The 18,281-nt window shown below is 67.6% G+C and carries 17 protein-coding genes; 13 read left to right on the top strand and 4 right to left on the bottom strand.

Features of this window, described 5'->3' with window-relative positions; all coding sequences use genetic code 11:
• Positions 1-48: 48 nt before the first annotated feature.
• On the top strand, positions 49-1,155 hold the full coding sequence (nicT, locus tag ACZY08_RS17240) for a Nickel transporter NicT (RefSeq protein WP_463745464.1): 1,107 nt from the start codon (positions 49-51) through the stop codon (positions 1,153-1,155).
• A 24-nt stretch (positions 1,156-1,179) separates the two neighbouring features.
• Here the strand turns inward: nicT and mtr are convergent, their stop codons facing one another.
• Both mtr and ACZY08_RS17230 read right to left on the bottom strand, forming a co-directional pair.
• Positions 1,180-2,565, bottom strand: coding sequence for a mycothione reductase (mtr, locus tag ACZY08_RS17235; protein ID WP_463745465.1), 1,386 nt, complete (start codon positions 2,563-2,565; stop codon positions 1,180-1,182).
• A gap of 8 nt (positions 2,566-2,573) precedes the next feature.
• The gene (locus tag ACZY08_RS17230) at positions 2,574-3,611 is read right to left on the bottom strand and encodes an alpha/beta hydrolase (protein WP_463745466.1); all 1,038 of its coding nucleotides are present in this window, start codon (positions 3,609-3,611) and stop codon (positions 2,574-2,576) included.
• A 325-nt stretch (positions 3,612-3,936) separates the two neighbouring features.
• Here ACZY08_RS17230 and mqo point away from each other — a divergent pair, with 325 nt between their 5' ends.
• The 9 genes from mqo to ACZY08_RS17185 are packed head-to-tail and all read left to right on the top strand — an operon-like array spanning position 3,937 to position 14,976.
• Complete coding sequence (gene mqo, locus ACZY08_RS17225) at positions 3,937-5,376, top strand: malate dehydrogenase (quinone) (RefSeq protein ID WP_463745966.1); 1,440 nt, start codon at positions 3,937-3,939, stop codon at positions 5,374-5,376.
• 13 nt (positions 5,377-5,389) lie between these two features.
• Positions 5,390-5,863, top strand: a complete 474-nt coding sequence (locus ACZY08_RS17220) for a GNAT family N-acetyltransferase (RefSeq protein WP_463745467.1) — start codon at positions 5,390-5,392, stop codon at positions 5,861-5,863.
• Complete coding sequence (locus tag ACZY08_RS17215) at positions 5,863-7,737, top strand: magnesium chelatase subunit D family protein (RefSeq protein WP_463745468.1); 1,875 nt, start codon at positions 5,863-5,865, stop codon at positions 7,735-7,737. Before ACZY08_RS17220 ends, ACZY08_RS17215 begins: the two co-directional genes overlap by 1 nt.
• Positions 7,738-7,771: 34 nt before the next feature.
• On the top strand, positions 7,772-8,386 hold the full coding sequence (cobO, locus tag ACZY08_RS17210; RefSeq protein WP_463745469.1) for a cob(I)yrinic acid a,c-diamide adenosyltransferase: 615 nt from the start codon (positions 7,772-7,774) through the stop codon (positions 8,384-8,386).
• 2 nt (positions 8,387-8,388) lie between these two features.
• Positions 8,389-9,744 carry a cobyrinate a,c-diamide synthase gene (locus ACZY08_RS17205; protein WP_463745470.1) on the top strand — a complete coding sequence of 452 codons (1,356 nt, stop codon included), beginning with the start codon at positions 8,389-8,391 and terminating at the stop codon, positions 9,742-9,744.
• Entirely contained in the window at positions 9,741-10,958 is a 1,218-nt protein-coding gene (gene cobA / locus ACZY08_RS17200; RefSeq protein WP_463745471.1) for a uroporphyrinogen-III C-methyltransferase, read from the top strand. The genes ACZY08_RS17205 and cobA overlap by 4 nt, the downstream gene beginning before the upstream one ends.
• Positions 10,959-10,991: 33 nt before the next feature.
• Entirely contained in the window at positions 10,992-12,539 is a 1,548-nt protein-coding gene (locus ACZY08_RS17195; RefSeq protein WP_463745472.1) for an MFS transporter, read from the top strand.
• Complete coding sequence (locus tag ACZY08_RS17190) at positions 12,520-13,191, top strand: VOC family protein (RefSeq protein ID WP_463745473.1); 672 nt, start codon at positions 12,520-12,522, stop codon at positions 13,189-13,191. Before ACZY08_RS17195 ends, ACZY08_RS17190 begins: the two co-directional genes overlap by 20 nt.
• Before the next feature lie 24 nt (positions 13,192-13,215).
• Positions 13,216-14,976, top strand: a complete 1,761-nt coding sequence (locus tag ACZY08_RS17185) for a proline--tRNA ligase (RefSeq protein ID WP_463745474.1) — start codon at positions 13,216-13,218, stop codon at positions 14,974-14,976.
• A gap of 108 nt (positions 14,977-15,084) precedes the next feature.
• Here the strand turns inward: ACZY08_RS17185 and ACZY08_RS17180 are convergent, their stop codons facing one another.
• Together ACZY08_RS17180 and ACZY08_RS17175 are read right to left on the bottom strand one after the other, a co-directional pair.
• On the bottom strand, positions 15,085-15,564 hold the full coding sequence (locus ACZY08_RS17180) for a ferritin-like domain-containing protein (RefSeq protein WP_463745475.1): 480 nt from the start codon (positions 15,562-15,564) through the stop codon (positions 15,085-15,087).
• Positions 15,561-16,082 carry a hypothetical protein gene (locus ACZY08_RS17175; RefSeq protein WP_463745476.1) on the bottom strand — a complete coding sequence of 174 codons (522 nt, stop codon included), beginning with the start codon at positions 16,080-16,082 and terminating at the stop codon, positions 15,561-15,563. The genes ACZY08_RS17180 and ACZY08_RS17175 overlap by 4 nt, the downstream gene beginning before the upstream one ends.
• A gap of 208 nt (positions 16,083-16,290) precedes the next feature.
• On the opposite strand from ACZY08_RS17175, the gene rimP reads away from it, so the two are divergent.
• Genes rimP through ACZY08_RS17160 form a run of 3 tightly spaced genes read left to right on the top strand, consistent with a single transcriptional unit; the run spans position 16,291 to position 18,251 of the window.
• The gene (rimP, locus tag ACZY08_RS17170) at positions 16,291-16,836 is read left to right on the top strand and encodes a ribosome maturation factor RimP (protein ID WP_463745477.1); all 546 of its coding nucleotides are present in this window, start codon (positions 16,291-16,293) and stop codon (positions 16,834-16,836) included.
• On the top strand, positions 16,833-17,861 hold the full coding sequence (nusA, locus tag ACZY08_RS17165; protein ID WP_463745478.1) for a transcription termination factor NusA: 1,029 nt from the start codon (positions 16,833-16,835) through the stop codon (positions 17,859-17,861). The genes rimP and nusA overlap by 4 nt, the downstream gene beginning before the upstream one ends.
• Before the next feature lie 51 nt (positions 17,862-17,912).
• Positions 17,913-18,251, top strand: a complete 339-nt coding sequence (locus ACZY08_RS17160) for a YlxR family protein (protein ID WP_463781825.1) — start codon at positions 17,913-17,915, stop codon at positions 18,249-18,251.
• Positions 18,252-18,281: the final 30 nt, after the last annotated feature.

Genomic DNA, 18,281 nt, shown 5'->3' with positions numbered 1-18,281 from the left:
TCATCTGTTCATCTGGACAGATATCAGCGCTCGCCTTACGCTCGGTCGATGACCATCGGTGCATCGCCGGCAACCGCCCGATCTGCCCGATTGGCAACCCGTTTCGACCGCTCCGACTGGACGTCGATCGTCGCGGTCACCGGATTCGTCCTGCTGCTGCATGTCCTCGGTTGGGGTGTACTCGTCTTCGGAGTGGTGCCGCAGCACATCACACTCGGCTCGGCCGGGGTGTTCGGGGTGGGCCTCGGCGTCACCGCCTATCTGCTGGGCGTGCGCCACGCGTTCGACGCCGACCACATCGCCGTCATCGACAACACCACGCGAAAGCTGGTCGGTGAGGGCACCAGGTCGGTGTCGGCGGGGTTCTGGTTCTCCCTCGGGCATTCCAGCGTGGTGTTCGGCCTGGCCCTGCTGCTGGCACTGGGAATCCGGGCGCTCGTCGGGCCGGTGCAGGACGAGGGGTCCGCGATGCTGCAGACCCTGGGGCTGATCGGCTCGCTCGTGGCCGGAACCTTCCTGATCCTGATCGGCGTCACGAATCTGCTTGCCGCGGTGGGTATCGCCAAGGTCTTCCGGTCCATGCGCAGCGGCGAGTACGACGAGGCAGAGCTCGAACGTCAACTCGACAGCCGGGGATTCGTGGCCCGCCTGTTGGGCCGGGTGATGCGGCGGGTCAACAAGCCCTGGCATCTGTACCCGGTCGGGTTCCTGATGGGGCTCGGGTTCGACACCGCCAGCCAGGTGGCGTTGCTGGTGCTGGCGGCCGGAACCGCGGCCTTCGCCCTGCCCTGGTACGCCATGCTGGTCCTGCCCGTGTTGTTCGCGGCGGGGATGAGCCTTTTCGACAGCCTGGATGGAATCTTCATGGCGCGGGCCTACGGCTGGGCGTTCCTGCAGCCGGTCCGCAAGGTCTACTACAACCTGACCGTGACGGTGCTCTCGGTGGTCGTGGCACTGGGGGTCGGGGTGATCGTGTTGAGCGGCCTGCTGGTGGAGCGCCTCGGCATCACCACGGGGCCGCTGGCCTTCGTCGGATCGGCCGATCTGGAGTTCGTCGGCTTCGCGATCGTGGGCCTTTTCGTGGTGAGCTGGGCTGTGGCCCTGGGGATCTGGCGGTTCGGTCGGATCGAGCAACGCTGGGCTGCACGGGCCTGACCGGCCCGTGCTCAGCGGTACGGCTTATTCGGCCAGTCCCAACAGCGCGTTTTCGATCACCTCGGCCAGTGCCGGGTGGATCCAGTACTGGCCCCTCGCAATCTCATGGGCGGTCTGTCCGAAGCTCATCGCCTGGATCAACGGCTGGATGAGCGACGATGCCTGATAGCCCATGATGTGGGCACCCAGGATCTTGCCGGTGTTGCGGTCACCGATCAGCTTGGCGATGCCGGTGGTGTCCTCCATCGCCCAGCCGTACGCGGTGTCGCCGTACGCCTGAACTTTGGTGACGAAGTCGTAGCCCTCGTCGAGGGCCTGAGCCTCGGTCAAACCGACCGTGGCGATCTGCGGTTCGGTGAACACCGCCGACGGCACGAACCGGTGATCGCTGCGCACCATCGCCTCGGTGTCATCCCAGTCGCGCAGCAGGTTCTCCTTCACCACCCGTGACTCGTGGTTGGCGACATGTTTGAGCTGATAATCCGAAGACACGTCGCCGAGTGCGAAAATGCCACGCGCGGTGGCGCGTTGATATTCGTCGACGATCACCAGGCCGTCCTCGTCCACCTCGACCCCGGCGAGTTCGGCGTCGAGCAGGTCCCCGTTGGGAATCCGGCCGGTGGCCACCAGCAGCATGTCGGCGTGCAAGGTCTTGCCGTCGTCGAGTTCGAGGACGATCTTGTCGCCGTCGTGATGGGAGCCGATCACGTTCTCATGCGTACGCAGGTCCCACTTCTCGGCGGCCAGTTCGCTGAAGCGATGACAGATCGTTTCGTCGCAATGGCTCAGAAGGCAGTCGCCACGCACCACTATGGTGACCCGCACGCCCAAAGCCGAGAACACGTGGGCGAACTCGGCCGAGACGAATCCGCCGCCCACGATCACCAGGTGCTCGGGCAGTTCGGGGATCCGCATGATGTCGTCGCTGGTGTAGTAGGTGACGCCGCAGTCCACGATGGCGGGCGGGATGAAGGTGCGGGATCCGGCAGCGATCACTACCTGATCGCTGCTGAACTCTTCACCGGCTTCGGTGCGCAGGGTGTAGCGGCCGTCGGCGGTTTTGGGGCCGAACCGGGTGTGGCTGGCATACACCGTGATGTGGGGATCGTTGCGGCGGTAGTCCTTGCCGCCGGCAGCGATCGGATCGATGCGGCCGAACACCCGGGAGACGATGTCGGACCAGCGCACCTTGTCGATGTGCGCGTCGACGCCGTACTCGGCGCCGGCCCGGATGGTGTCCGCGACGTCAGCGGCGTAGACGAACATCTTGGTGGGGATGCAGCCGACGTTCAGGCAGGTGCCACCGAAGGTGCCCTGCTCGCAGATCGCGACCTTCTTCCCGTCGTAGCGCTCGTCGAGAATGCTGTTGCCCGAGCCCGTGCCGATGATGGTCAGGTCGTAATGCTCCATGCGCGGTCCTATCCCGAAGATGTTGTGCTCGGCCGGGTTTGCAGATTGAGGTAGTAGTCCAACCACCGGTCGAGCTCGCGGTAGGCCGCCGCGCGGGCGTCGGCGACCGACAGGAAAACGTCGTGTTTGGCGTCGGTGACAGGGGCGATCGTCGTGTGGTTACCCAAGCAACCGGACCACCGGGCGATCTGGGTGACATCGAGCACGGCATCACCGCGCTGCATCGAGGCGGGGTCGGACGTTTCGGTGACGCTGCGGTCCGACCGCAGGATCAGGTTCGGTACGCCGACGTCCAGGCCGCGGTGCAGCCGGGCCTGCCCGCGGCGGATGGCGTTGATCCATCCGATCGTCACCGGGAAGCCCCCCAACGGTTTCCAGTCCAGGTTGTAGTCGAACTCGCCGCCGTAATCGCGATGCAGGGTGGTGCCGTAACCGCCTTCGGTGGGTTTACGGATCACCGACAGCTTGCGTAAGCGGGCCAGGGCGATCAGGGCCGCCGACGTGGGTGCGGTTCGCAGGATCGCCGGTCCGTGCAGATCGAAGAACGGGCTGTTGAGGATCAGCCCCCCGACGCGAAGCTGGGCGAGCCGCCCGCTGCGGCGCAGGCGATCGGCGAACAACGTCAGGATCAGCCCGCCCGCCGAATGCCCGTACAGGCACACCGTGGCATCGCCGGTGTCGGCCGCGATCACCTCCAGTGCCCGCTGCAACTCGTTGTCGTACCGCGCCAGATCGGTGGTGAAATGCGCGGTCTGGCCGTCATGCCGGGAGCGTCCGCACTTGGGCAGATCCAGCGCATAGAACGCGAAGCCGCGCTCGACGAATCGATCGGCCAGTTCGGTGTGGAAGAAGTAGTCGGTGTAGCCGTGCAGTGCCAGCACGGCGTGGCCGGGCCGTGTTGCCCCGTTCGCTGTGGCGCCCGGACCCCGGCGTACCAGCGTGGCGACCAGGTCGCCTTCGCCGTCGGGATCGGGTCCTGAATCGATGGTCTGCTGCCAGAACCCCGGCAACACATCCGGCTCCCAAGCGGGCTCCCGTGACGTCACGGTTCCACCCTAGCTGCGCGCTGGAAACCGGCGTCGTAATGACGTAGCGGAGTCCGTTGCCGGCCCGAGGACCTGCAAGGTTGCTGGGCCACGCACCAGATCGGGGGTGGTTGGCGGACTGTCGTGGCGCTGAGGAGGACGGATGGGTGACGGATCGCACTACCATGCCTGGCCAACTGGGATTCGTCGCGCGATAACCTTGGAATAACAGAAAGCCCGTCGACGGCGACGGGCCGCGCAATGCAAAGGACGAGCGATCAGGGTGTCTGAGTCAAACGTGGGTACGACCGTGAAGACTGACGTCGTGCTGGTTGGGGCCGGCATCATGAGCGCAACCCTCGGCGCTCTGATCCGCATGCTGGAACCGGACTGGTCCATCACCATGATCGAGCGTCTCGACGGCGCTGCCGCCGAGAGCAGCGATCCGTGGAACAACGCAGGCACCGGACACTCGGCGCTGTGTGAGCTGAACTACACCCCCGAACTGTCCGACGGCTCGATCGACACCGCCAAGGCCATCAACGTCAACGAGCAGTTTCAGGTGTCGCGGCAGTTCTGGGCCTATGCGGCCGAGAACGGCGTGCTGCCCGATGTGCGCGGCTTCCTCAATCCGGTCCCGCACGTCAGTTTTGTCCACGGTGCCGGCAACGTGGACTACCTCAAGCGTCGGCACCAGGCGCTCGTCGGCAATCCGCTGTTCGCCTCGATGGAATTCATCGACGACAAGGACGAGTTCGCCCGCCGGCTGCCGTTCATGGCGGCCAAGCGTGATTTCTCCGATCCGGTCGGGCTGAACTGGTCGCAGCACGGTACCGATGTCGACTTCGGCGCGCTCTCGCGCCAGTTGATCGGCTTTACTGCGCAGCGCGGGATGGACACCCTTTTCGGCCACGAGGTGCGCAATCTGCGCAAGGAATCGGACGGCACCTGGACGCTCAAGGTGACCAACCGGCGCACCGGCCTCAAGCGCAAGTTCAATGCCAAGTTCGTGTTCGTCGGCGCCGGTGGCGGTGCGCTGCCACTGCTGCAGAAGGCGGGCATCCCGGAGGCCAAGGGCTTCGGCGGATTCCCGGTCGGCGGCGCATTCCTGCGGACCAACAATCAGGCGCTGACCGCAGGCCACCAGGCCAAGGTGTACGGGTTGCCGCCGCTGGGTGCGCCGCCGATGTCGGTGCCGCACCTGGATACCCGCGTGATCAACGGTAAATCGTGGTTGTTGTTCGGCCCGTTCGCCGGTTGGACGCCGAAGTTCCTCAAGCAGGGCAAGTTCACCGACCTGCCGTTGTCGGTCAAGCCCAACAACATCATGTCCATGCTCGGTGTCGGTCTCACCGAGATGGGTCTGGTGAACTACCTGGTCGGCCAGCTGCTGCTGAGCGAGGCCGCGCGCGTCGATACGTTGCGCGAATTCGCGCCCAGCGCAGTCGATTCCGATTGGGAACTCGACATCGCCGGGCAGCGCGTGCAGGTGATCCGGCGCAAGGGCGCTGGCGGCGTGCTGGAGTTCGGCACCACCGTGCTCACGGCGGCCGACGGCAGCATCGCCGGTCTGCTGGGCGCCTCGCCGGGCGCCTCCACTGCGGTGCCGGCCATGCTCGACGTGCTGGAGCGCTGCTTCACCGATCGCTACCAGAGCTGGCTACCCAAGCTCAAGGAGATGGTGCCGTCGCTGGGCACCAAGTTGTCCGACGAACCGGGCTTGTTCGAGGAGGTCTGGGCGTGGGGCAGTAAGGCGCTCCTACTGGACGCCCCTGTGACCGCGTGACCGGGGCGGGCGGATGACGGTCGCGCTACGCCGGAGCTGGGCCAAAGACCTCGACGTACCAACGCTTTACGAGCTGCTCAAGCTCCGTGTCGAGGTGTTCGTGGTGGAGCAGGCGACCCCCTACCCGGAGCTCGACGGCCGCGATCTGCTCGCTGAGACCCGCCACTTCTGGCTGGAAACACCCGACGGAGAAGTCATTTCGACACTGCGTTTGATGGAGGAGCATCCCGGGGGAGAGAAGGCGTTCCGGATCGGCCGGGTGTGCACCAAACGCAGCGCTCGCGGTAGCGGGCACACCACCCGGCTGATGCAGGCCGCGCTGGCCGAGGTCGGCGACTACCCGTGCCGCATCAACGCCCAGACCTACCTGGTCGACATGTACGGCCGGCACGGATTCGTCCGCGACGGCGACGAATTCCTTGACGACGGTATCCCTCATGTGCCGATGGTGCGGCCCGGAGCCGATGTGACGCGAGAGCGAGTCTGATGACGGCGGAGACCCAGACCTACCCGTTCAGCGCACTGGTGGGGCAGGACCGGCTGCGCCTGGCCCTGCTGCTGTGCGCGGTTCACCCTGAGATCGGCGGCGTTCTGATCCGCGGTGAGAAGGGGACCGCGAAATCCACCGCGGTCCGTGGCCTGGCCGCGGTGCTTTCCGCAGTCGACGACGATGCCCGACTGGTGGAACTGCCGATCGGCGCGACCGAGGACCGGGTGGTCGGATCGCTGGACTTGCAGAAGGTGCTCCGCGACGGCGAACACGCCTTCTCGCCGGGCCTGCTGGCCCGCGCCCACGGCGGCGTCCTCTACGTCGACGAGGTCAACCTGCTGCACGACCACCTGGTGGACGTGCTGCTCGACGCCGCTGCCATGGGCCGGGTCCATGTTGAGCGCGAAGGGATTTCGCACTCACACGAGTCCCGATTCGTCCTGATCGGCACGATGAACCCCGAGGAAGGTGAACTGCGTCCCCAGCTGTTGGATCGGTTCGGGCTGACCGTCGACGTCGCCGCCTCACGCGATGTCGACGTCCGCGTCGAGGTGATCCGCGCCCGCATGGCGTTCGAAGCCGACCCGCGGGGTTTCGTCGATCGACACGCGGCTGCCGACGCCGAACTGGCCGGGCGTATCACCGCGGCCCGGGCAGCGATCGGCTCGGTGGTCCTGCCCGACAGCGAACTGCGCCGTATTGCCGCCCTGTGCGCGGCGTTCGACGTCGACGGGATGCGCGCCGACCTGGTGGTGGCGCGCACCGCTGTCGCTCATGCCGCCTGGCGCGGTGCCACCACGGTCGCCGAAGAAGACATCCGGGTGGCTGCCGAACTGGCCTTGCCGCACCGGCGCCGTCGTGACCCGTTCGACGATCCGGGGCTGGACCCCGAACGCCTCGAAGAGGCGATGCAGCAGGCAGGGGAGTCGGCCGCGCAAGCCGGACAGGATCCCGAGCCGTCAGACCCGGACTTCGATCCCGACTTCGATCCGCCCGGTGGTGGAGCAGATTCCGGCTCGGAAAGTGGCGCGCCACAGGGCAGTTCGAAACAACCCTCGACGCGGCCGAGTGCCCCGCCGTCGTCGGTATTCCGGACCAGGGCGCTGGTGGTGCCCGGTGTCGGGGAGGGCGCCCCAGGCCGCCGCTCACGCGCACGCAATCGCACCGGCACTCCCATCGCGGCCACCGCGGAGCCCGGCGCCGGGCACGGGTTGCACATGTTCGCCACCCTGCTCGCCACTGCAGGCCGCCAACAGGGCGCCGGCCTGCCCCGCCCCCGGCCCGAAGACATCCGCCGTGCGGTACGTGAAGGCCGCGAGGGCAATCTGGTGATCTTCGTCGTCGATGCCTCCGGGTCCATGGCCGCCCGCGACCGGATGTCGGCGGTCACCGGCGCGACGTTGTCCCTGCTGCGCGATGCCTACCAGCGGCGGGACAAGGTCGCGGTGATCACGTTCCGCCAACAGGACGCGCGGGTGCTGCTGCCGCCCACCACCTCGGTGCACATCGCCAGTCGGCGGCTGGCGCGGTTCGACACCGGAGGCAAGACCCCGCTGGCCCAAGGCCTGCTGGCCGCCCGTGACCTGGTGATCCGCGAGAAGGCCCGCGACCGCGCCAGGCGCAGCCTGGTGGTGGTGCTCACCGACGGTCGCGCCACGGGTGGCCCGGATCCGCTGGGCCGCACCAGACAAGCCGCGGCCGCTCTGGTGGCCGAGGGTGCTGCCGCTGTGGTGGTCGACTGTGAAACATCGTTTGTGCGACTCGGATTGGCCGGGCAACTGGCCGAGCAGCTGGGGTCGCCGGCAGTCCGGCTCGAGCAGTTGCGTGCGGCCGAACTGACCCGGCTCGTCCAGCACCAGACCGCCGCCTAGCGCGGCCCGAGACGCAGAAAGAGAGGACCGCCCAATGCCACAGGGACAGCCGCTGACCGTCCCCGACGACGGCCTCACCACCAAGGCCCGCCGCAACGCGCCGCTGCTCGCCGTGCACACCGGGCCAGGGAAGGGCAAGTCCACCGCGGCCTTCGGGATGGCTCTGCGGGCCTGGAACCAGGGCTTCTCGGTGGCGGTGTTCCAGTTCGTCAAGAGCGCGAAGTGGAAGGTCGGGGAAGAGGCCGTATTCGGTCAGCTCGGTCGGCTGCACGACGAGCACGGTGCGGGCGGCCCCGTCGAGTGGCACAAGATGGGCTCGGGCTGGTCCTGGACGCGTAAGCACGGCGATGACGTCGACCACGCGGCGGCCGCCGCCGACGGCTGGGCCGAGATCAAACGTCGGCTGGCCGAGGAACGTCACGACTTCTACGTGCTCGATGAGTTCACCTACCCGCTCAAGTGGGGCTGGGTTGCCGTAGAAGAAGTAGTCGAGGTACTGAATGCCCGCCCGGGCACCCAGCACGTGGTGATCACCGGCCGGGATGCCCCGCAGGCCCTGATCGACGCCGCGGACCTGGTGACCGAAATGACCAAGATCAAGCATCCGATGGATGCCGGCCGCAAAGGCCAGAAAGGCATCGAGTGGTAACTGTGCCCGCGGTGGTGATCGCTGCACCGGCCTCGGGCAGCGGGAAGACCACGGTGGCAACAGGTTTGGTCGGTGCACTGCGCCAGGCCGGTCACACTCCCGCGCCGTTCAAGGTGGGCCCGGACTTCATCGACCCCGGCTACCATGCGCTCGCAGCCGGCCGCCCGGGCCGCAATCTGGACCCGGTGCTGGTCGGTGAGGATCTGATCGGCCCGCTGTACCGGCACGGCTGCGCCGGTGCCGACATCGCGGTGGTCGAGGGTGTGATGGGCCTGTTCGACGGCCGCATCGAGTCGCAGATGACCGGTATCCCGCGAGGTTCGGCGGCCCAGGTCGCCGGGCTTCTGGGGGCCCCGGTGGTGCTGGTGGTCGACGCCCGCGGGCAGAGCCACAGCATCGCCGCGCTGATCCACGGCTTCGTCACCTTCGACCCCGCGGTGCGGATCGCCGGGGTCATCCTCAACCGGGTGGGCTCGGACCGGCACGAGGCGGTCCTGCGCCAGGCGTGTGAGCATGCCGGTGTGGCGGTGCTCGGCGCGATTCCTCGGAATGACGAATTATCCGTCCCGTCAAGACATCTCGGTCTCATCACCGCAGTGGAGCACGGCCGTCAGGCGCGCGACGCGGTGGCCGCGATGACCGCGCTGGTGGCCCGCCACGTCGATCTGGAGGCCCTGGTATCCGCATCGGCGGCCCACGTCACCGCCGAGTCGTGGAGCCCGGTCGCCGAATCGGTGACCAATGTCACGGTGGCCCTGGCTGCCGGTAAGGCGTTCAGCTTCAGCTATGCCGAACACGCCGAACTGTTGCGCGGGGCCGGCGCGCAGGTCGCCGAGTTCGACCCGCTGTCCGAAGCTCTGCCTGCCGGTGCGGATGCGCTGGTACTGCCCGGCGGATTCCCCGAACAGTTCACCGCCGAGCTGTCGGCCAACGATCTTGTCCGCCAGCAGATCAGGGATCTCGCCACCCGGGGCGCCCCTGTGCATGCCGAATGCGCGGGCCTGACGTATCTGGTCGACGATCTCGACGGCGTGCCGATGTGCGGTGTGCTCGCCGGCTCGGCACGCTTCACCGAACGCCTCACGCTGGGCTACCGCGACGCCGTCGCGGTTGTCGACTCCAGCCTGCACGCGGCAGGCAATCGGGTTACCGGCCACGAATTCCACCGAACTGCAGTGGAATTCGTCGACGATCAACCGCCGGCCTGGGCATTCGCGACCGCGGGCCAGGCAGCCCGGCGGGACGGCGCGGTGCAGCTCGGTGTGCACGCCGGATATCTGCACACCCACCCCGCCGCGCACCCTGAGGCCATCACCCGCTTCGTGACCACGGCAGCAACCTCTAAGCTCGGCGGGTGACCGAGAATGCCTACCTCGTCGGCCTGCGCCTGTCGGGCAAGAAGGTCGTCGTTGTCGGCGGCGGAACCGTCGCGCAACGTCGGCTGCCCCTGCTGATCGCCCACGGCGCCGACGTACATGTCATCGCCCGAGCGGCGAGCCCTGCGGTGGAGGCACTGTCGCACGACGAACCGGGGATCACCCTGCAGCTGCGCGACTTCCGCCCCGGGGATCTTGACGGCGCCTGGTATGTGCTCGCCGCCACCGACGATTCCGAGGTCAACGCGGCCATCGCCGCCGAAGCCGACGAGCGGCGCATCTTCTGCGTCCGCGCCGACGTGGCTCGCGAAGGATCCGCGGTGACCCCGGCGACATTCGACTCCGATGGACTCTCGGTGGGCGTCCTGGCCGGCGGTGAGCACCGCCGGTCGGCGGCCATCCGCACCGCCATCCACGAAGCGCTGCAACGCGGTCTGCTCACCACAGACGCCGGTAGCGAGCCGGGGGAGACTCCCAGCGGGGTGGCCCTCGTCGGCGGTGGTCCGGGCGACCCCGAGCTGATCACCGTGCGCGGACGACGCCTGCTGGCCCGCGCCGACGTCGTGGTCGCCGACCGGCTGGCTCCGCAGGAGTTGCTGGCCGAACTCGGCCCCCATGTCGAGGTGATCGACGCGGCCAAGATCCCGTACGGGCGGGCGATGGCTCAGGACGCGATCAACCAGGTGCTGGTGGACCGGGCCCGCGCCGGAAAGTTCGTCGTCCGCCTCAAGGGCGGCGATCCGTTCGTCTTCGCGCGCGGATATGAAGAGGTCCTGGCGTGCACCGAGGCCGGTATCCCGGTCACCGTCGTCCCGGGTGTGACGAGTGCCATATCGGTACCCGCACTGGCCGGGGTTCCGGTCACGCACCGGGGCATGACCCACGAGTTCGTGGTGGTCAGCGGCCATGTTGCGCCCGGCCACCCCGAATCGTTAGTGAATTGGAACGCACTGGCAGCGATGACGGGCACCATCGTGCTGCTGATGGCCGTCGAGCGCATCGAACTGTTCACCAAGGCCCTTCTGGAGGGCGGCCGACCTGCGGATACGCCCGTTCTGGTGGTGCAGCACGGCACGACTGTCGCTCAGCGCACGCTGCGGGCCACGCTCGGCGACGCGCCCGAGCGGATCCGCGCGGACGGCATTCGACCTCCGGCGATCATCGTGATCGGACCGGTGGCGGCCTTCGCCGGTTAAAGGATTCTTAAGATTCCGGTAAGGTGACCCGCTATGACGGCACTCAACGACGCCGAGCGCCAGGGCCTCGCTGCCCGCCTCCCGTCCTGGTTCCCGTCCTGGGGCTTCCTTTCCGCGGTCATCGCGATCGGTGGCATGCAGCTGCTGGCCACCATGGACAGCACGGTCGCGATCGTGGCACTTCCGAAGATCCAGGACGAGCTCGGCCTTTCCGACGCGGGACGTAGCTGGGTCATCACCGCCTACGTCCTCACCTTCGGCGGCTTGATGCTGCTCGGCGGACGGCTCGGCGACACCATCGGTCGTAAGCGCACCTTCATCGTCGGCGTCGCGTTGTTCATCATCGCCTCGATCCTGTGCGGCATCGCCTGGAACGAGACCACCCTGGTCGTCGCCCGGCTGCTGCAGGGCGTCGGCGCCGCGATCGCGGCACCCACAGGGCTCGCGCTCGTCGCGACGACGTTCCCCAAAGGCCCGGCCCGCAACGCCGCCACCGCAGTGTTCGGAGCAATGACCGCCATCGGCTCGGTGATGGGCCTGGTGGTCGGCGGAGCTCTCACCGAGGTGTCCTGGCGACTCGCGTTCCTGGTCAACGTGCCCATCGGTCTGGTGATGCTGTACCTGGCCCGTACCTCGCTGCAGGAAACGCACCGCGAGCGGATGAAGTTGGACGCCGCTGGCGCGCTGCTGGCCACGCTGGCCTGTACGGCCGCGGTGTTCGCATTCACCCAGGGCCCCGAGAGCGGCTGGTTGTCCCCGATCACGCTGGGCTCCGGCGCCGCGGCAGCAGTCTTCGGCATTGCCTTCCTCATCGCCGAACGCAGCGCCGAGAACCCGGTGGTGCCGTTCGACCTGTTCCACGAGCGCAACCGGGTCGCCACGTTCGCGGCGATCTTCCTGGCCGGCGGCGTTCTGTTCACCTTGACCGTGCTGATCGGCCTGTACGTGCAGGACATCCTGGGCTACAGCGCCCTGCACGCCGGTGTCGGCTTCATCCCGTTCGTGATCGGGATGGGCATCGGCCTGGGGGTCTCCTCCCAGATCGTGCGGTTCTTCCAGCCGCGCATCGTGGTCATAGCGGGTGGCGTCCTCGTGCTGGGCGCGATGCTCTACGGCTCCACGCTGCACGCGGGCATCCCGTACTTCCCGAACTTGGTGCTGCCGATCACCATCGGCGGTATCGGCATCGGCATGATCGTGGTGCCCCTGACCCTGTCGGCCATCGCCGGTGTCGACATCGACCGTATCGGTCCGGCCTCGGCCATCGCGCTGATGCTGCAGAATCTCGGCGGTCCGCTGGTGCTGGCCATCATCCAGGCCGTCATCACGTCGCGCACCCTGTACCTCGGTGGGATCACCGGCCCGGTCAAGGACATGAACGGGCCGCAGCTGGCGGCGCTCGACGCGGGTTATACCTATGGGTTGTTGTGGGTGGCCGCGGTCGCGGTGCTGGTCGGCCTTGCGGCGTTGTTCATCGGTTACACCTCCAAACAGGTAGCCCACGCCCAGGACGTCAAGGAAGCCATCGACGCCGGAGAAATCGATGTCGACCAATCGACCCGTGAGCGCTCTGACACGTAAGCAGATCTCCGAGGCCGTCGGTCCGCTGGGCTGGCGGCTGGTACTGGGGGCCATCTACACCGAGGTCTTGGTCCCGTCGATGGCCGATGCCGCCTCGGCGGCCGCCCACGCAGTGCGCGCGGCCGGTTCCGATGCGTCCGGCCATCTTTCGATCGACATCCGCAGTGACCGGGCCATACTTCGTCTGCGCACTCAGGACGCCCATGCGGCGACCGAGCGGGACCTCGCGCTGGCCGGCGCGGTGTCACAGGCGCTTGCTGCCCATGGCTTCGAGCTGTCCACCGGACCGGGTGCCATCCAGGCATTCGAGATCGCGATCGACGCCCTCGACATCGGCGCCGTACGCCCCTTCTGGAAGGCCGTCACGGGCTACATCGACGAGCCGGGCAACATCGACCTCAACGCGGGACTTGTCGATCCGTTCGGCCGCGGCCCGGCCATCTGGTTTCAGCAGATGGATGCGCCCCGCTCGCAACGTAATCGGATCCACCTCGACATCGATGTCACCCACGATGCGGCGCAGGCCCGCGTCGACGCAGCACTCGCCGCCGGCGGCACATTGGTCAACGACCGGGTCGCGCCGCGCTTCTGGGTACTAGCCGACGCGGAGGGGAACGAGGCCTGCATCTGTACCTGGCAGGGCCGTGACTGAAGACACGCCTTAAGGTTGTCGCCTGTGATCACCCGCATGTCCGAGCTGTTCCTGAGAACCCTGCGCGACGACCCCGCTGATGCCGAGGTGCCCAGCCACAAGCTGCTGATCCGGGCGGGCTATGTCCGGCCGGTAGGCCCTGGTATCTACAGCTGGCTGCCGCTGGGCCTGCGGGTGCTGCGCCGCATCGAGGGCATCGTGCGGGACGAGATGAACGCGATCGGCGGCCAGGAGATCCTGCTGCCCGCGCTGCTGCCGCGTGGCGCCTATGAGACCACCAACAGGTGGACCGAGTACGGCGACACCCTGTTCCGTTTGCAGGACCGGCGAGGCAACGACTATCTGCTCGGGCCGACCCACGAGGAGATCTTCACGCTGACCGTCAAGGGGGAGTACTCGTCCTACAAAGATTTCCCGACGATTCTGTACCAGGTTCAGACCAAGTACCGCGACGAGGCACGGCCGCGCGCAGGCATTCTGCGTGGCCGCGAGTTCGTCATGAAGGACTCGTACTCCTTCGATGTGGACGACGACGGTCTCAAGAACGCGTACCACGCCCATCGTGAGGCGTACCAGAAGATCTTCGGCCGCCTGGGCGTGCGCTACGTGATCGTGTCGGCGGTCTCGGGCGCAATGGGCGGCAGTGCCTCCGAGGAGTTCCTGGCCGAGAGCGAGGTCGGTGAGGACACCTTCGTGCGCTGCCTGGATTCCGGGTACGCGGCCAATGTCGAAGCGGTGATCACCCGGGCGCCGGAGCCGCTGCCGATCGAGGGTCTGCCCGAGGCACAGGTGCACGAGACCCCGGACACCCCGACCATCGCGACCCTGGTGGATTGGGCCAATTCGGTTGGCTTGGAACAGTTCTCGGATCGTGAGGTGACCGCGGCAGACACCCTGAAGAACGTCCTGCTCAAGACCCGCGTGCCCGGTGGCGAGTGGGAGCTGCTGGCAGTGGGGGTGCCCGGTGACCGTGAGGTCGACGAGAAGCGCCTGGGTGCCGCGCTGGAGCCGGCCGAGTTCGCCCTTCTCGATGACGCGGACTTCGCCAAGAATCCATTCCTGGTCAAGGGCTACGTCGGGCCGAAGGCGTTGTTGGACAACGGGGTTCGATACCTCGTCGATCCGCGCGTGGTGGACGGCACGGCGTGGATCACCGGTGCCGACGCGCCGAACAGGCACGTGGTCGGACTGGTGGCCGGCCGCGACTTCACGCCTGACGGCACGATCGAGGCTGCCGAGGTCCGCGACGGTGACCCGTCACCCGACGGCGCCGGTGTGCTGACCTCGGCGCGTGGGATCGAGATCGGCCACATCTTCCAGCTGGGCCGCAAATACGCCGATGCCTTCACCGCCGACGTACTCGGCGAGGACGGCAAGCCGGTGCGGCTCACGATGGGCTCGTACGGGATCGGGGTGTCCCGCATGGTCGCGGTGATCGCCGAGCAGCAGCACGACGAGCTGGGCCTGCGCTGGCCGGCGTCGGTCGCGCCATTCGACGTGCACGTGGTGGTGGCCAACAAGGACGACGCCGCGCGGACCGGGGCGACCGAACTCGTCGCGGCGCTGGACCGGCTGGGCCATGAGGTGCTGTTCGACGACCGCAAGGCGTCACCCGGGGTGAAGTTCAAGGACGCCGAGCTGCTGGGCATGCCGTGGATCGTGGTGGTCGGCCGCGGTTTCGCCAACGGTGTGGTGGAGCTTCGCAACCGGTTCACCGGCGAGAACCGCGAGATCGCCGTCGACGACGCTGCCACCGAGATCTCAGCGGCACTGACCGCCGGCTGAGGCTGCCGCTTTCTGCACCAGGGCGGCTGCGGGTCGCGAGCGGCCGCCCTCCGGTAGAAATCGGCGGAAACGGGTGACGTGGCGTCAGCGCAATACCGCAGCGTGGGGCTATTCACCGCCGCCCGGGAACGCGACCGTCACCGGCCAGGCATTCACGATCGCGCGCCACTTGGCCGCGCTGACGGCAGTCTGGGTCAGTGCGGTCACCGCAAAGGTGCGGTCGTCGGCGCTGGTCGCCTGTTCGAGCACCGCACGCCAGGCGACCGAGGTGTCTTCCTCCATGCGAATCGCGAGGTTGGCGGCGTCGGTCGGGTCGGTCACCGGCGCCGGCAACTGATACCCGGCGGCCGGCAGCGGCGGCGTGACCGAGCGTGCTTCGAGCATGGCCATGGCGGCCTCGCGCCGGGCCCGGTGTTCGGCCATCGCCGTGGCCACCAGGGCGTTGTCCTCGGCCGTCGAATGGGCCGATACCAGCCCGTAGCCGTAGATGGCCCCGTGTTCCACGGCCACCGCATCGAACAGCGCGGCGTCGGCGGCCGTGGTCGGCCGGGCGGGCGAGGTGGTCGAACGTGGTCCGGGTGAGGTCACTGTGCACCTCCCAGCGCGACGGTGTAGCCGGCCGTGCACGAGGCGGCGATCGATCCGAGCAGGCCGGCGCGATAACCGGACAGCCTGCGGGCCACGCCGGCGGCCTTGTCGGCGGACTCCTTTAGCGCGTCGACCACGTCATCGACACGGGGCGCCGACGCGTCTGCCCCGGCGCCGGGCGGGGCCTTGGCCGTGCTTCCGGTGGTGGAGGTGGCGGCGTTCGCCGGGGCGGCACCCGTCATCCGGGTCAACTCGTCAGACAGGGCCTTGGCGTGCGCGGTGCGATCGGCCGCCACCGCGTTCAGCGCCCGGGTGACCTGCGCCTGCGGAGGCTGTGCGGCGGCCGCGTCGGCGGCCAGCGCGCTGTCGGCGCGGGCCCGATCCCACTGCGCGGTCAGGTCGTCCACTTCAGGTTGAGACGTCGACGTACTGCAGGCGGCGGTGGCGCCCAGCAGGGCAAGGGCCGCGGCCGAGAGCAGTACGCGCCGCCGGCTGATGTCTGCATGGGCGCTCGGCACGTGAACATCCTGCCATTGCTCAGGTACTCGCCTGACGGGGCGCTGACTGGCCGCCCGGCACCGGTGCGACGGCATTCGCCACGCACCGAACTTCGATTGGCGGTTGCTGCCGGGGGCCTGGCGTATCGTAGATAGGCAATTCCGGGGCTGATCCAGGTGGCTGGCCCTGGGATTTGTGTCGGAGACAATTCAAGATGAGGAGCTCGCCGTGGCACCGGATCCAAAGTTGCGGTCTGCGGATTTGCCGTCGCAGACGAAGGTGATCGAGCTACTTGACGGCGAGTTCGCGCGCGCCGGTTACGAAATCGACGATGTCGTCATCGACACATCGACTCGTCCGCCCCGCATCACCGTGATCGCCGATGGCGACGAGGGTCTCGATCTCGATTCCCTGGCTGCGCTGTCGCGGAGGTCCTCGGAATTGCTCGACCAGCTTGCGCAGGGCGACAAGCCGTATGTGCTCGACGTCACCTCGCCGGGTGTGGACCGGCCGCTGACCCAGGCCAAGCATTTCCGCCGCGCCCGCGGGCGCAAGGCCGAACTCACGCTGGCCGACGGTTCGGTGCTCACCGGAAGGATCGGGCAAACCGACGGCACCGTACTGGAGGTCGTGGTGCCGGATGGCCGCGATCTGGCCGTCCGTGATATCGCCCTGGTTGATATCGCCAAAGCTGTTGTCCAAGTGGAGTTTTCACCTCCGAACCGACGTGAATTGGAACTGTCGGGAGAAACCGGGAAGGGGGCCGGCGAATGAACATCGACATGGCGGCGCTGCATGCCATCGAGGCCGACAAGGGCATCACGGTCGACGTGGTCGTCGAGACCATCAAATCGGCGCTGCTCACCGCGTATCGCCACACCGAGGGGCATGAGCCCGACGCGCACATCGACATCGACCGTAAGACCGGTGTGGTCAAGGTGATCGCCCGTCAGACCGATGCCGACGGCAATGTCCTGCACGAATGGGATGACACGCCCGAGGGATTCGGCCGGATCGCGGCGACGACGGCTCGCCAGGTGATCCTGCAGCGGTTGCGCGACGCCGAGAACGAGAAGACCTATGGGGAGTTCGCGGCTCACGAGGGCGACATCGTGGCCGGGGTCATCCAGCGCGATGCGCGGGCCAACGCTCGAGGGCTGGTCATTGTACGGATCGGCAGCGAGACCAAGGGATCCGAAGGGGTGATCCCCAGCGCCGAGCAGGTGCCGGGGGAGCGCTACGAGCACGGCGACCGGCTGCGCTGCTACGTCGTCGGCGTCACCCGCGGTGCCCGCGAGCCGATGATCACGCTGTCACGCACCCACCCGAACCTGGTTCGCAAGCTGTTCTCATTGGAAGTACCCGAGATCGCCGACGAGTCGGTGGAGATCGTGGCGGTCGCCCGGGAGGCCGGGCACCGGTCCAAGATCGCGGTCGCCTCACGGGTGCCCGGACTGAACGCCAAGGGCGCGTGTATCGGCCCTATGGGCCAGCGCGTGCGCAATGTGATGAGCGAACTGTCCGGCGAGAAGATCGACATCATCGACTACGACGAGGACCCCGCCCGGTTCGTCGCCAACGCCCTTTCGCCGGCCAAGGTCGTATCGGTATCGGTGATCGATGAGGCCGCGCGCGCGGCGCGGGTGATCGTGCCGGACTTCCAGCTTTCCCTGGCGATCGGCAAAGAAGGGCAAAATGCCAGGTTGGCCGCCCGGCTGACCGGTTGGCGGATCGATATCCGCAGCGATGCGGCGCCGCAGCCGGACGCTGAAGTCCGGCCCGGGGCGGTGCGCGACTGACAGTAGTGACCGGCGTTTCGGAGCACAGCCCTCGGGGCGGTAGACTCAGCCGTGATCCAGCGCGAGACTCCGGCTCTGACGCATCGAAGCACCTCCGACTCCTCTGTCGGACCAGTGCGGACCTGCATCGGGTGCCGGAAGCGAGAGTTGGCCGCCGAGTTGCTCCGAGTGGTTGCGGTGACCGACGGGAACGGGACGAGTTCCGTAACCGTTGACCCCGCGGCAAGCCTGCCTGGGCGTGGTGCGTGGTTGCACCCCGACCAACAGTGCGCACAGATGGCAGTGCGGCGGCGAGCCTTCGTCCGAGCGTTGCGACTCACCGGTTCACCGGATACATCCGCGGTGATCGAGTACGTCGAGAGCTTCGGTGAAGATCACCGAGACTCTTGAAGCATTCGGACGCCCGGCAACAGAACAGGT

This window comes from Mycobacterium sp. IDUB_9 (assembly GCF_055419505.1).
Note: the sequence above shows the minus strand (reverse complement) of the source record. Positions and strands in the feature narration are given on the sequence as shown.

Coding starts and splice junctions, on each gene's coding strand:
- nicT (WP_463745464.1), top strand. CDS start 49: ATGACCATCGGTGCATCGCCGGCAACCGCCCGATCTGCCCGATTGGCA.
- cobO (WP_463745469.1), top strand. CDS start 7,772: ATGCCACAGGGACAGCCGCTGACCGTCCCCGACGACGGCCTCACCACC.
- mqo (WP_463745966.1), top strand. CDS start 3,937: ATGAGCGCAACCCTCGGCGCTCTGATCCGCATGCTGGAACCGGACTGG.
- ACZY08_RS17195 (WP_463745472.1), top strand. CDS start 10,992: ATGACGGCACTCAACGACGCCGAGCGCCAGGGCCTCGCTGCCCGCCTC.
- mtr (WP_463745465.1), bottom strand. CDS start 2,565: ATGGAGCATTACGACCTGACCATCATCGGCACGGGCTCGGGCAACAGC.
- ACZY08_RS17220 (WP_463745467.1), top strand. CDS start 5,390: ATGACGGTCGCGCTACGCCGGAGCTGGGCCAAAGACCTCGACGTACCA.
- ACZY08_RS17215 (WP_463745468.1), top strand. CDS start 5,863: ATGACGGCGGAGACCCAGACCTACCCGTTCAGCGCACTGGTGGGGCAG.
- nusA (WP_463745478.1), top strand. CDS start 16,833: ATGAACATCGACATGGCGGCGCTGCATGCCATCGAGGCCGACAAGGGC.